Below are 12,581 nucleotides of genomic sequence, written 5' to 3' on the forward strand. Positions count from 1 at the left end.
GGTTAGGCCACCTCAGCCCAGCTGCCGTCCGAGCAGCTGGCTGAACGGCGTCACCCGAGCGGGTATGCCGACCCCGGCGTCCCGGTTCGCCGTTGACGGGGTGAACCCGGCGACTGCGTCACCGCCGTCCGACACGACGTGCGCGGCCAGCTCGGCCGCGGCCCGCCCGACGCGCCGGCTAAGGTCGTGCCCCGCCGCTCCCCCGCCGAAGTCCTCGGTCGCGGCGAAGACACCGGTCGGCATCACCACCGCGTGCAGGTAGGTCAGCAGCGGTCGCAGCGCGTGGTCGAGCACCAGCGAGTGCCGCGGCGTGCCGGCGGTCGCGGCGATGATCACCGGCATGCCGTTCAGCGCGTCCGGATCCAGCGCGTCGAAGAACAGCTTGAACACGCCGCTGTAGCTGGCCGCGAAGGCGGGTGTCACGACGACCAGGCCGTCCGCCGCCGACACGGCACGCCGCAAGTCGTCGAGACGCGCCGTCGGCATACCGGCAGTTGCCATCATGGTGGCGAGATCGACTGCGTATTCACGCAATTCATAGGTCTGTATGTCGACCGCCTCGCCTCGCGCACCCACTTCCGCGGCGACCGCGCCGGAGATCTGGTCGGCCAGCAGCCGGGTGCTGCTGGGCTGGCTCAGACCTGCAGTCAGCACCACCACGTTGCGCGTCATACCGCGGCCTCCTGCTCCAGACCGGCGGTCGCGCTGATCACCTTCAGGTGCGGCGAGTCGGGACCTTCGGCGACCAGCGAGGCGTGGGTGGGCGGGTTGCTCGGCACGTGCGCCGGGCGACGCGCCTCGAATTCGCGCCGCAGCACCGGGACGACTTCCCTGCCGAGGATCTCGATCTGGTCGAGCACCATGTCCAGCTGCATGCCGGCGTGGTCGAGCAGGAAGAGCTGGCGCTGGTAGTCCCCGACGTAGTCGGCGAAGCCGAGGGTGCGCTCGATGACCTGTTCGGGGGTGCCGACGGTCAGCGGGGTGTCGCGGGTGAAGCTCTCCAGCGACGGACCGTGCCCGTAGACCGGCGCGTTGTCGAAGTAGGGCCGGAAGATCCGCTTGGCCTCCGCCTCGGTGTCGGCCATGAAGACCTGTCCGCCGAGACCGACGATCGCCTGGTCGGCGGCGCCGTGGCCGTAGTGCTCGAAGCGCTGCCGGTAGAGCCGCACCATCGCCTCGGTGTGCTCCTTGTTCCAGAAGATGTTGTTGTGGAAGAAGCCGTCGCCGTAGAACGCGGCCTGCTCGGCGATCTCCGGGCTGCGGATCGAGCCGTGCCACACGAAGGGCGGCACGCCGTCCAGTGGTCCGGGGGCCAGCGTGTAACCGTGCAGCGGCGTGCGGAACTCGCCCTCCCAGTCGACCGACTTCTCGCGCCACAGCCGGCGCAGCAGGTGGTAGTTCTCGACGGCCAGCGGGATGCCCTTGCGGATGTCCTTGCCGAACCACGGGTAGACCGGGCCGGTGTTGCCGCGTCCGAGCATCAGGTCGGTGCGGCCGTCGGACAGGTGCTGCAGGTAGGCGTAGTCCTCGGCCAGCCGCACCGGGTCGTTGGTGGTGATCAGGGTGGTCGCCGTCGACAACTGCAGGTTGGTGGTCTGCGCGGCGATGTTGCTCAGCAGGATCGGCGGGTTGGCCGGCGCGGCGAACGGCGGGTTGTGGTGCTCGCCGGTGGCGAACACGTCGAGCCCGACCTCGTCGGCCTTGCGGGCGATCGCGACCATCGACCGGACGCGCTCGGCCTCGGTCGGCGTGCGGCCGGTCGTCGGATCCCGCGTGACGTCACCGATGGTGAAGACGCCGAACTGCATGTGACTCACTCCCTGTCCAAAGTCTCTCAAATTTTAACTAACTGCTCATCACAACGGACAGCCCCCTCCGCCTATTCCCGGCCTCCCCCAGCCCCGACGCCCCCTTGCCGAGAGGCCCATAAGCGCTCGAGAGGCCCAGAAAAATGGGGTCCGAATGGGCCCGGCAGGTGGGCCTTTCGATCGTTGCTGAGCCTCTCGGCGTGGTGGTCAGCTCATCGAGGAGAGGGCGGTTATGCCGGAATCCTCGACGCTCTTCCCCTCGGTCACGCTGTGCATCGTCTCGACCTCGACACCGCCACCGGGCAGCACGTCCTTGATGCGCTGCGACACGACCGTGGTCACGCCGTCGCCGCGCATGCTCACGCCATACAGGGCGTCGGCGATCTCCATGGTGCGCTTCTGGTGGGTGATGACGATCAGCTGGCTGGAGTCGCGCAGCTCCTCGAAGAGCGTGATGAGCCGCCCGAGGTTGGCGTCGTCCAGCGCTGCCTCGACCTCGTCCATGATGTAGAAGGGGCTCGGGCGGGCCTTGAAGATCGCGACCAGCAGTGCGACGGCGACCAGCGACCGCTCGCCACCGGACAACAACGACAGCCGCTTGATCTTCTTGCCGGGCGGGCGGGCCTCGACCTCGATGCCGGTGGCCAGCATGTTGTTCGGGTCGGTGAGCGTGATCCGGCCGTCGCCACCGGGGAACAGCCGGCTGAAGACGCCCTCGAACTCGCGCGCGGTGTCCTCGAACGCGCTGGTGAACGCCTCCTCGACCCGCTTGTCGACCTCGGCCACGATGTCGAGCAGGTCCTGCTTGGAGTTCTTCAGATCCTCCAGCTGCTCGGTGAGGAACTTGTGCCGCTCCTCCAGCGCCGCAAACTCTTCCAGCGCAAGGGGATTCACGCGTCCGAGCTGACTCAGCTTGCGCTCGGCGGACCGCAGCCGCTTCTCCTGCACCTCGCGCACGAAGGCGATCGGCTCCGGCAGGTTGTCCGGGTCGTCGTCCGGGCCGGGGACGTGCGGGATCAGCTGATGCGGGCCGAACTCCTCGACCAGCACCTCCGGATCGATGCCGTGCTCCTCGACCGCCTTGGTCTGCAACGTCTCGATCCGCAGCCGCTGCTGTGCCCGCGCCACCTCGTCGCGGTGGACCGTGTCGGTCAGCTCGCGCAACTCGTCGCCGACGGTGGCGACCCGGGCACGCTCCTCCTTGAGCGCCCGGTCGAGCTCGCCCTTGATGCGGTCGGCCTCGGCACGTCGCCCGGTCGCGACCTCGAGCAGCTGCGACACCACCGTCACCGCGTGGCCGGCGCCGTTCTGCACCGCCTGGGCGACGCGCGCGTCACGGGCCCGGCGTTCGCGCCTGGCGCGCGCTCGCTCCCGCGCCTCGATCTCCGAACGTGCTGCAGCCTCAAGGGATTTCGCGCGGTCTGCGAGCGAGTTGGCACGCTCCTCACGGGTGCGCAGCCCCAGCCGTTCCTCGGTCTCGGCACTGCGCGCGGCGGCGGCCTCGGCCGCCAGCCGGTCACGTTCGTCGGTGGTCGGCTCCTCCTCGCTGGGCTCCTCCAGCGCGGCAGCGAGCCGCTGCCCGAGGTCCTCCAGCTCGGTACGTCCGGCCTCCAACTGCTGCTCGGCCTCGGCGTGCTGGGTCTGCAGCCGCTCCCGCTCCGCCTTCGCGCCGCGGATCACCTGCCCGAGCTGGCTGAGTTGCTCGGCGACGGCCGACATCCGGGCGTCGGACTCGTTGAGCCGCTCCAGCGCCGCGTCGACAGCCTCGCTGAGCTCGACCGCCTTGGTGCGTGCCTGCTGAGCCGTGAACTGCGCCTCCTCCTTGCGGCGGGTCGCCTCCTCGACCTTGTCGCGGGCCTCGTCCACTGCTGACTGGATCTCCAGCAGGCTGGGGGCTCCGGCGGAGCCTCCGCGCACGAAGCCCGCGGCATACACGTCGCCGTCCGGGGTGACCGCGGTGATCCGATCAGCAAGCGCAACAACAGTTTTCGCTGTTTCGACCGAGTCGACGAGCGCCACCCGGTCGAGCAGCGCCTCCACAGTGGGTGTGACGTCCTGCGGTGCGCCTACCACCTCGCGCGCCCATCGTGCGCCGCTCGGCAGGCCCGGCCAGCCGTCCACCGGCTCGGGTCGTGCGCCGCCGAAGAGCAACCCGGCCCGGCCGGCGTCGTCGGTGCGCAGCGTGTCGACCGCGGAAGCCGCCTGGTCGAACGACTCGGCCACCACGGCGTCCGCTGCCCAGCCGAGCGCCGCGGCGATCGCGGCCTCGTGACCTGCCTCGACCGAGACCAGCTCGGAGACCGAGCCGCGCAGCCCGCTCGAACCCTCGACGCCCAGCAGGTGTGCGGCACCGTCCTTGCGCCGCAGGCTCAGCTCGAGGGCCTCCAGGCGGGCCTGGTGCCCGGTGCGGTCGCGGTCGGCGGTGCGCTCCTCCTCGCGGGCGGTCTCGAACGCCTCCTTGACCTCGTCGAGCGCACCCTGTGCCTGCTCGTATGCCGCGTCGAGGTCCTCCTCGCCCGCTTCGTCCTGGGCGATCGTCGCTTCGAGTGCGGCGAACTCCTTCTCGGCGCGTGTCGACCGCTCGGCCACCTCCGCCATACTCGCCGTCAGCCGGCCGAGCTCGGACTCGCGTGCCTCGGTGCGGCTGCGCCGGGCGGCGACCTGTCCCTCCAGTTTCGCCAGTCCCTCGCGACGGTCCGCTGCGGCACGCGCCAGCCTGATCAGCCGCTGCTGTTCGGCCTGGTGGGCCTGCTCCAGATCGGCACGGCGCTCGGTCGCTCGCTGCAACGCGACCTTGGCCTGCGCGATCTGCTGCTGCAACGCATCGTGCTCGTCACGGACCTTGGCCGCCTGTTGCTGCAGCTGCTCCGGGCCGCGGCCCGAGCGGGATTCCTCGTGCTGGTCGTCCTCGGACAGCAGCCGCACGCGTTCGGCGGCGAGCGAGGCCGTGGCCTCGATGCGTTCGCGCAACGACGACAGGGCGAACCACTGCTCCTGCGCCTTGGTCAATGCTGGTGCGGCCTGGGCGGATTCGGCCTCGAGCTGGTCGAGGCGGGCCTTGGCCGCGGCGAGCGACTGCTCGACCGACTTCTGCCGCTCGAGCAGGGCGGTCTCGTCGGCGACCTCCTGCTCCAGGTTGCTGGTCAGCTGGGCGAGGTCGTCGGCGAGCAGGCGCAGCCGCGCATCCCGGACGTCGGCCTGGATGGTCGCGGCCTTCCGCGCGGTCTCGGCCTGCCGGCCCAGCGGGCCGAGCTGGCGGCGGATCTCGGTGGTCAGGTCGGTGACGCGGGCGAGGTTGGCCTCCATCGCGTCGAGCTTGCGCAGCGCGCGTTCCTTGCGCTTGCGGTGCTTGAGGACGCCGGCGGCCTCCTCGATGAACCCGCGGCGCTCCTCGGGCGTTGCGCGCAGCACCGCGTCCAGCTGCCCCTGGCCGACGATGACGTGCATCTCGCGGCCGATGCCGGAGTCGGAGAGCAGTTCCTGGATGTCCAGCAGCCGGCAGGAGGTGCCGTTGATGGCGTATTCGGAGCCGCCGCCCTTGAACATCGTGCGGCTGATCGTCACCTCGGTGTAGTCGATCGGCAGGGCACCGTCGGAGTTGTCGATCGTCAGCGTCACCTCGGCCCGGCCGAGCGGCGGACGCGCCGGGGTCCCGGCGAAGATGACGTCCTCCATCTTGCCGCCGCGCAGGCTCTTGGCGCCCTGCTCCCCCATCACCCACGCGAGCGCGTCGACGACGTTGGATTTGCCGGAGCCGTTGGGTCCGACGATGCAGGTGATGCCCGGCTCGAGCTTCATCGAGGTCGCCGAGGCGAAGGACTTGAAGCCCTTCAGGGTCAGGCTCTTGACGTACACGAGCGGGCCGGCTCCTATGGCGGTGGCGTATGGCGATCGCGGCCACTCTACTTCGCAGTCGCGCCGAACCCGCGCAATGCCGGGCCGAGAGCCCGTGCCGGAGTCGCCCCAGTGGGGAGGTATGAGCGGTGTATGCCGCGGCCGGCGTACCGGAGTCGACACCGGGGGGACCTATGAGCGGAAAACCGGCTCCCGGCGTACCGGAGTCGACACCGGGGGGACCTATGAGCGGAAAACCGGCTCTCGGCGTACCGGAGTCCCCACTGGGGCGAGATATGCGCGGCCGCGGGGCAGCCCGCCGCCACCGGCGTACCGGAGTCGACACCGGGGGGACCTATGAGCGGAAAACCGGCCCCCCGGCGTACCGGAGTCGCCACCGGGGGGACCTATGAGCGGCCGCCGGGCAGCCCGCCGCCTCCCCGGCCCCGTCGCCCCGCCGCCGCCACCTCACGCCGGCGTGAGCGGCATTTTCAAGCCCGCGTGACTGTGCACGAACCCCAGCGACTCGTAGAAATGTATGGCGCCGGCGCGCTGCAGGTCGCTGGTGAGCTGCAGCAGCACGGCGCCCTCTCCGCGCGCCACGCCGATGACCCACTGGAAGAACGCCCGCCCGACGCCGCGCCCGCGCAACGCCGCCGACACCCGCACCGCCTCGATCTGCGCCCGCAGCGCACCACCGCGCGACAGGCTGCGCACGAAGCCGAGCTGCAGGGTCCCGACGACCGCGTCATCAGTGTCGAGCAGCACGAGCAGGTGCTCGCTCGGGTCGGCGTCGATGGCCGCGAACGCCTCGTCGTACCGCGCCGCGGCACCGGCCTCGCGTTCCCGGCCGAGCAGGTCGTCGGCGAGCAGCGCCACGATCTGCGGGACCTGGTCGGCGGTCGCCTCGGCCACCCGGATGCCCGGCACGCCGGCCAGCGGACTTCCGCCCGGGCCGAGCGGCAGCGTCATCCGGCCGCGCGCTCGGCGGCGCGGTCGGTGAAGACGATCGGGTCGCCGTCGGTGATCGCGATGGTGTGCTCGGAGTGCGCACCGCGCGACCCGTCACCGGAGCGCAGCGTCCAGCCGTCCTGGTCGGTGTAGATCTCGCTGGTGTCGCGCATGAACCACGGCTCGATCGCGATGACCAGCCCCGGGCGCAGCTTCAGCCCGCGACCGCCGCGGCCGTCGTTGGGCACGTGCGGGTCGCCGTGCATGGTGCGCCCGACCCCGTGCCCGCCGAACTGCGTGTTGACGGTGTACCCGTTGGCGCGCGCGACGTCGCCGATGGTCGCGGAGATGTCCCCCAGCTTGTTGCCCGGCTTCGCGACGGCGATCGCCGCCGCGAGCGCGTCCTCGGTCGCCTTGATGACCCGCAGGTCCTCCGGGTCCGGCGTGCCCACGACCACGGACAGCGCCGAGTCCGAGACCCACCCGTCGACGCTCGCGGCGAAGTCGACCGACAGCAGGTCGCCGTCGCGCAACGCGTAGTCGTGCGGCAGCCCGTGCAGCACGGCGTCGTTGACGCTGGTGCACAGCACCTTCCCGAACGGCATTGCGCCGAAGCTCGGGTGGTAGTCGATGTAGCACGACTCCGCGCCCGCATCGCGAATCATCTTGTGCGCCAACGCATCCAGGTCGAGCAGGTTGACGCCGACAGCGGCCGCCTCCTGCAGCGCGACGAGCACCGACGCGACGAACCGGCCGGCCGGGCGCATCGCCTCGATCTCGGACGGGGACTTGAGTTCGATCACGGCTCTACCGTATGCCGTCGCCGGACCGGGCGCGCCAGCCGATCGAGGTATGCCGTCAGCAGCGCCTCGCGCAGCGCCGGGGCCGCGATGTCCAGCAGCGCGTTGACGGTGGCCATCGACTCCGGCAGTCCGCCGTCACCGTCCATCCCGACCGCCGCGAGCAGGCCTGCGAAGTCCTCGTCGGTCAGCGTCGCAGCGTCCAGCGCCCGCACGAACTCGGCGATGTCCGGCGACACCTGCGCCGGACCGACCCGCACCGCCTCCGCCACGGCGTCCCGCAACGCCCCGACGAACGCGTCGACCTGGGTCGCGGGACTCACCGACAGGTGGATCGTCGGCGGCTCGCCCGCGAAGGACAACTGCGGCTGGACGTACCAGCCGGCGCGGGACAGCAGGTCGGTCAGCGTGAACACGTCGCACGAGTCGTCGGTGCCGAACACCACGAGCGTCGAGTCGGGCCGGGCGACGGTGTGCAGGGCGTCGATCCGGTCGATCGCGGCCACCAGCGCATCGACTCCCGCCAGCATCCGCCGGTTCAGCTCCAGATAACCGGCGTCCCCGATCTGCCGCACCACGGCCCACGCCCCGGCGAGCGGCCCGCCCGACTTCGTCGACTGCATGGTCGAGTTGAGCATCGTGTAGCCGGGCCAGCGGGCGCTGGCGAAGAACTGCGGTCGCCGCAGTTCCGGCGCGCGGTGCAGCAGGATCGAGGTGCCCTTGGGTGCGTATGCGTACTTGTGCAGGTCGACCGATATGCTGGTGACGCCGTCGACCGCGAACGTCCAGGCCGGCACCGGCCGCCCGAGTCGTGTCGCATAGGGCAGCACCCATCCGCCGATGCACGCGTCGACGTGACAGCGCACCCCTCGTGCGGCCGCGGCCGCCGCAACGGACGTCACCGGGTCCACCACCCCGTGGGCGTATGACGGGGCGCTTGCCACCACCAGCACCGTCCGGTCGTCGATGGCCGACGCCATACGGTCCGGGTGGGCGCGGTGGTCCTCAGCCACTGGCACGACGACCGGCTCCACCCCGAAGTAGTGCGCCGCCTTGTGGAACGCCGCGTGCGCGGTGGCCGGCAGCACCATGCGTGGCCGCTCGATCTGCGGGTGGGCGTCGCGCGCGGTCTGCACCGCCAGCAGCACCGACTCCGTGCCACCGGACGTGACTGTCCCGACTGTGGATTCGGGTGCGTCGAGCAGGTCGCACGCGAAGCCGACGAGTTCGTTCTCCATCGTCAGCAGGCTCGGGAACGCCGTCGGGTCAAGCCCGTTCGCGCCCGCGTAGGCCGCCACCGCCGCGCGGCCGATCTCGTCGGCGTCGGCGAGACCCGAGTCGTAGACGTAGGCGAGCGTGCGGCCGCCGCGCACCGGCACGTCGTGCTCCTGCATCGCGCGCAACTGCTCGAGAACGGCTGGATCGGAGGTCATCGAAGCTCCTGTTCGGTGAGGGAGTAACGCATCAGCGGAATCAGGCTGAGCAACACCAGAATGCCTGGCACCAGCGAGAATCCGAGAGTGATCGCGGTCAGCGCCGAGCTCGGCTGCGTGCCGTGCCCGGAGGTGGACGACACATACCCGCCGACCGCGAGGACGAGCGCGTAGACGCCCGGGCCGACCGCCAACCCGAGCGTCTCACCGGCGGTCCACACCCCGGTGTAGACGCCGATCCGGTTGCTGCCGGTCCGCCGGGCGTCCAGTGCGGCGCAGTCCGGCAGCATCGCCAACGAGAGCACGGTCGACAGGTCCTTGTCCCCCAGCACCCACCGCGACAGGTAGTCGACGCCGGCCAGCATCGCACCAGTGGCAACCGCCTGGATGACGAAAGTGCCCAGCAGCAAACGAAAATCACGTGCACCGGCGACCAGCCGCAGTTGGTCGCGCACCGTCCCCGGGCGGGTGACGACGGCGCCGATCGGCGCGTGCCGGGTGCCGGCATACGCACCCAACGCGCCGATCGCGAGCAGCACTCCGATCGTGACACCCATCACCTGGTAGCCGGTGCGTCCGCCGAACGCGTTGCGGATCGCCGTGGCACACGCGACGAACGCGACCAGGACCCAGAGCGCGCCGGCCCAGCGCGACCCGAGGTCCGGCGCAGCGAAGAGCAGCGCGAAACACACCGCGAGCGCCAGCCCGAACCGCAGCAGGAACGGCCGCCGTGGACCGCGCGGGTCGGCCGACCGGTCGCTGATCCGCCCGGCGATCGGATTGAGGACCACGTCCCACGCCTTCGGCGCGAAGACGATGACGCCCGCCACCAACGCCGTGATGCCGAGCGTGTCGGTGAGGTAGGGCAGCAGCATCAGCCCCGGCACCGTCCCGAACGCGCCGGTCGCCACCGAGCCCAGGCCGTACCCGGCGCGCACCCGACCGGGCAGCTCGCCGCTCACAGGTTGGTGACGATCCACAGCACCGGCAGGAAGATCAGTCCGCCGAGCACCGGCCAGAGGATGCACACGCCCCCACGCCGCAGCGCACGGAAGATACCGAACCAGGTGACCACGAGGGAGAGCGCGACCAGCACGACGACCGCCACGACGAGCAACGCCGGATGCCCCTGGCGACAGATCCAGTCCGCGTCCGACGGGCCGGAGCAGCCGTCCCCCGACATCAACGCGCCGAACACCACTGCAAACACGACGAACAACTCGAAGAGCGTCAATGCCGCACCGACGACGCGCGCCAGCACTTCGTCCGCGCGTCGCAGGCCGGAGCGCTCACCCTCGGTGGCAACCTCGTTGTCCATGCCCGGCAGTATGACGCGAAACGGCGCTCAAAGGTGGGCGGGATATCCTTGAGGTGGACCGGGCGAGGTTGCCGAAACCTGTTGGTCCACGCAGAGCTCCACGCGGCGACCTCGGCCGATCGACGAGGTGGTCGGTGTGGTTCTTCTCGGAGTTGTCGTGGTCCTGGCGGGGCTCGCGGTGCTGGTCATCGAGGCCCACCTCAACACCGCGGGCGTGCTCGGAGCCGTCGGAGTGCTCGGAACGGCTGCCGGTGTCGGGACGATCCTGGCCGGATCCGGTGCCGCCCTGTGGGTGACCATCCCCGTCGCAGCCCTCCTGGCGCTTGCCGGGCTGGTCGTGATGCTGATGGTCGTCCGCGAGGTGTTCGTGGCCGGCAGCCAGGAGATCCGCAGCGGGCCGGACGCGCTGATCGGCGCCAAGGGCGTCGTGCAGTCGTGGTCCGGCCGCGAAGGCATGGTCCTGGTCGAAGGTGCCCTGTGGCACGCCGAGCCGGTGTTCGGCTGGGAGGACCCCCTTCCGGCGCCGGGCGACAAGGTCATCGTGGCCGAGCTCGACGGCCTGTCCATATCGGTCCGGCGGCCGCACGCCTGGGAGGTGATCCCGGTATGGAAGCCCTCATCGCTCTCGTTGTGATCCTCATCGTCATCGTCGTCGCGGTGCTCGGGTCGTCGGTGCGCATCCTGCGCGAGTACGAGCGGGGCGTCGTCTTCCGGCTCGGCCGGCTGATCACGTTGAAGGATCCGGGGCTGGCGCTGCTGATCCCGGCGGTCGACCGGATGGTGCGGGTGGACCTGCGCACCATCACGCTCAACGTGCCGGAGCAGGACATCATCACGCGCGACAACGTGCCCGTCCGGGTCACCGCGGTGGCCTACTTCCGGGTGATGGACGCCAACCGCGCGATCGTCGAGGTGGAGAACTTCCTGGCCGCCACCACCCAGATCGCGCAGACCTCGCTGCGTGCGGTGCTCGGCAAGGCGGAGCTGGACACCCTGCTGGCCGAGCGGGAGCGGCTCAACGAGGACCTGCAGAAGGTGATCGACCAGCAGACCGAGCCGTGGGGTGTGAAGGTGTCGGTCGTGGAGATCAAGGACGTGGAGATCCCGGCCTCCATGCAGCGCGCGATCGCCCGGCAGGCGGAAGCCGAGCGGGAACGCCGGGCCAAGGTGATCAACGCCGAGGGCGAGTTCCAGGCGTCCACCCAGCTGGCGGACGCCGCCGACGTGATGAGCCGCAACCCCACGACGCTGCAGTTGCGCTACCTGCAGACGCTGATGGAGATCAGCAACAACAGCAAGTCGTCGGTGATCATCCCGGTGCCGGTCGACCTGGTGCAGCCCCTGCTCGATCAGGCGAAAGGACACGGCCCGGCAGAATAGGGCCCCGTGTATTTCTATCGACCCGCCGAGGGACACCGGCTCAAGCACGATCCGTTCAACTCGATCATCGCGCCGCGACCGATCGGCTGGATCGGCACCGTCGACGCCGAAGGCCGGCGCAACCTGGCGCCATACTCGTTCTTCAACGCCCTGCACTACCGCCCGCCGCTGATCGGCTTCTCCAGCAACGGCTGGAAGGGCACGCTCGCAAACTGTGATGCCACAAGGGAATTCACCTGGAACCTGGTCACCCGCGAGCTCGGCGAGCAGATGAACGCGAGCTCCACGACCCACGACGTCGACGAGTTCGAGGTGGCCGGCGTGGAGGCCGCGTCCTCGACCGAGATCGGTGCGCCCCGGGTGGCGAGGTCACCGGTCAGCTTCGAGTGCCGGGTGACCCAGCTCGTGCCGTTGCAGTCCGCGCAGGGGGCTGCGGTCGGCAGCTGGTTCGTGGTAGGCGAGGTCGTCGGCGTGCACATCGACGAGGCGCTGATCGCCGACGGCGTCTTCGACACGGTCGCCGCCGACCCGCTGTTGCGTGCCGGCGGGCCGACCACCTACTTCCAGATCAACCCCGACTCCCGGCTGGACCTGCGCCGCCCGGAGTGATCGTCGGTATGACGTGCCGCGCCGCTCACCCGGCGTTGAACACGATCATGCAGGCCAGGCCGGCCAGCGCGGCACCTGCCAGCGGCGCCCACACCGTGATCACCCGCTTGCGCGCGGACACCACGATCCCTCCGACGCAGACCGCCAGCGAGCAGGCGACGAAGAACGCGGCAGCGAAGGCCGCGCCACTGGCGGAGTCCTGCTCGGCGCAGGACGCGCCCGAACCGCAGGCGTCGCCGGACATGGCCATGCCGATCAGGGACAGCAGGCCGATGCCGAAGTCGAGCAGAACGAGTCCGGTGGACAGCAGGACGGTGAGGAGCACGTCGGTGACGTGCAGGGCGGTCTGGCTCCTCGGCTTCGCGGGCTTGTCGTCGTGCGCAGTGTTCTCGGCTGAATTCGTCACACCCACAATCTCGTCGGGCGGGCGGCCGGGCACATGAGCCGT

General features: G+C 70.5%; 12 protein-coding genes. 3 read left to right on the forward strand and 9 right to left on the reverse strand.

Annotated elements, in window-relative coordinates; all coding sequences use genetic code 11:
- Positions 1 to 12: 12 nt before the first annotated feature.
- The 8 genes from FHU39_RS12115 to FHU39_RS12150 all read right to left on the reverse strand — a co-directional run bounded on the left by FHU39_RS12115 (position 13) and on the right by FHU39_RS12150 (position 10,144).
- Complete coding sequence (locus FHU39_RS12115) at positions 13 to 672, reverse strand: FMN reductase (RefSeq protein WP_183320611.1); 660 nt, start codon at positions 670 to 672, stop codon at positions 13 to 15.
- Positions 669 to 1,808, reverse strand: coding sequence for an LLM class flavin-dependent oxidoreductase (locus tag FHU39_RS12120; RefSeq protein ID WP_183320612.1), 1,140 nt, complete (start codon positions 1,806 to 1,808; stop codon positions 669 to 671). The genes FHU39_RS12115 and FHU39_RS12120 overlap by 4 nt, the downstream gene beginning before the upstream one ends.
- A gap of 207 nt (positions 1,809 to 2,015) precedes the next feature.
- A complete protein-coding gene (gene smc, locus FHU39_RS12125) occupies positions 2,016 to 5,663 on the reverse strand; it encodes a chromosome segregation protein SMC (RefSeq protein WP_183320613.1) in 3,648 nt (1,215 codons plus the stop codon).
- A gap of 447 nt (positions 5,664 to 6,110) precedes the next feature.
- Entirely contained in the window at positions 6,111 to 6,614 is a 504-nt protein-coding gene (locus FHU39_RS12130; RefSeq protein ID WP_183320614.1) for a GNAT family N-acetyltransferase, read from the reverse strand.
- Positions 6,611 to 7,396, reverse strand: coding sequence for a type I methionyl aminopeptidase (gene map, locus FHU39_RS12135; RefSeq protein ID WP_183320615.1), 786 nt, complete (start codon positions 7,394 to 7,396; stop codon positions 6,611 to 6,613). The genes FHU39_RS12130 and map overlap by 4 nt, the downstream gene beginning before the upstream one ends.
- A complete protein-coding gene (locus tag FHU39_RS12140; protein WP_183320616.1) occupies positions 7,393 to 8,826 on the reverse strand; it encodes a pyridoxal phosphate-dependent decarboxylase family protein in 1,434 nt (477 codons plus the stop codon). The genes map and FHU39_RS12140 overlap by 4 nt, the downstream gene beginning before the upstream one ends.
- Positions 8,823 to 9,788 (reverse strand): MFS transporter, encoded by a 966-nt coding sequence (locus tag FHU39_RS12145; RefSeq protein ID WP_183320617.1) that lies wholly within the window; start codon positions 9,786 to 9,788, stop codon positions 8,823 to 8,825. The genes FHU39_RS12140 and FHU39_RS12145 overlap by 4 nt, the downstream gene beginning before the upstream one ends.
- Complete coding sequence (locus FHU39_RS12150) at positions 9,785 to 10,144, reverse strand: hypothetical protein (protein ID WP_183320618.1); 360 nt, start codon at positions 10,142 to 10,144, stop codon at positions 9,785 to 9,787. Before FHU39_RS12150 ends, FHU39_RS12145 begins: the two co-directional genes overlap by 4 nt.
- 136 nt (positions 10,145 to 10,280) lie before the next feature.
- Here FHU39_RS12150 and FHU39_RS24995 point away from each other — a divergent pair, with 136 nt between their 5' ends.
- From FHU39_RS24995 to FHU39_RS12165, 3 genes are read left to right on the forward strand one after another with little or no spacing between them, the layout of a single operon-like run.
- Entirely contained in the window at positions 10,281 to 10,778 is a 498-nt protein-coding gene (locus FHU39_RS24995; RefSeq protein WP_183320619.1) for an NfeD family protein, read from the forward strand.
- The gene (locus FHU39_RS12160) at positions 10,751 to 11,524 is read left to right on the forward strand and encodes a slipin family protein (protein ID WP_183320620.1); all 774 of its coding nucleotides are present in this window, start codon (positions 10,751 to 10,753) and stop codon (positions 11,522 to 11,524) included. The genes FHU39_RS24995 and FHU39_RS12160 overlap by 28 nt, the downstream gene beginning before the upstream one ends.
- Positions 11,525 to 11,530: 6 nt before the next feature.
- Positions 11,531 to 12,133: a flavin reductase gene (locus FHU39_RS12165; protein WP_183320621.1), complete on the forward strand. Its 603-nt coding sequence runs from the start codon at positions 11,531 to 11,533 to the stop codon at positions 12,131 to 12,133.
- A gap of 25 nt (positions 12,134 to 12,158) precedes the next feature.
- Here the strand turns inward: FHU39_RS12165 and FHU39_RS12170 are convergent, their stop codons facing one another.
- The gene (locus FHU39_RS12170) at positions 12,159 to 12,539 is read right to left on the reverse strand and encodes a hypothetical protein (RefSeq protein WP_183320622.1); all 381 of its coding nucleotides are present in this window, start codon (positions 12,537 to 12,539) and stop codon (positions 12,159 to 12,161) included.
- Between the last annotated feature and the right edge of the window lie 42 nt (positions 12,540 to 12,581).

The organism is Flexivirga oryzae, assembly GCF_014190805.1.
GTDB classification, from domain to species: Bacteria; Actinomycetota; Actinomycetes; order Actinomycetales; family Dermatophilaceae; genus Flexivirga; species Flexivirga oryzae.

Excerpts from the sequence above, each read along its gene's own strand:
- FHU39_RS12130 (WP_183320614.1), bottom strand. The coding sequence starts at position 6,614 with ATGACGCTGCCGCTCGGCCCGGGCGGAAGTCCGCTGGCCGGCGTGCCG.
- FHU39_RS12120 (WP_183320612.1), bottom strand. The coding sequence starts at position 1,808 with ATGCAGTTCGGCGTCTTCACCATCGGTGACGTCACGCGGGATCCGACG.
- FHU39_RS12140 (WP_183320616.1), bottom strand. The coding sequence starts at position 8,826 with ATGACCTCCGATCCAGCCGTTCTCGAGCAGTTGCGCGCGATGCAGGAG.
- FHU39_RS12150 (WP_183320618.1), bottom strand. The coding sequence starts at position 10,144 with ATGGACAACGAGGTTGCCACCGAGGGTGAGCGCTCCGGCCTGCGACGC.
- FHU39_RS12160 (WP_183320620.1), top strand. The coding sequence starts at position 10,751 with ATGGAAGCCCTCATCGCTCTCGTTGTGATCCTCATCGTCATCGTCGTC.
- FHU39_RS12115 (WP_183320611.1), bottom strand. The coding sequence starts at position 672 with ATGACGCGCAACGTGGTGGTGCTGACTGCAGGTCTGAGCCAGCCCAGC.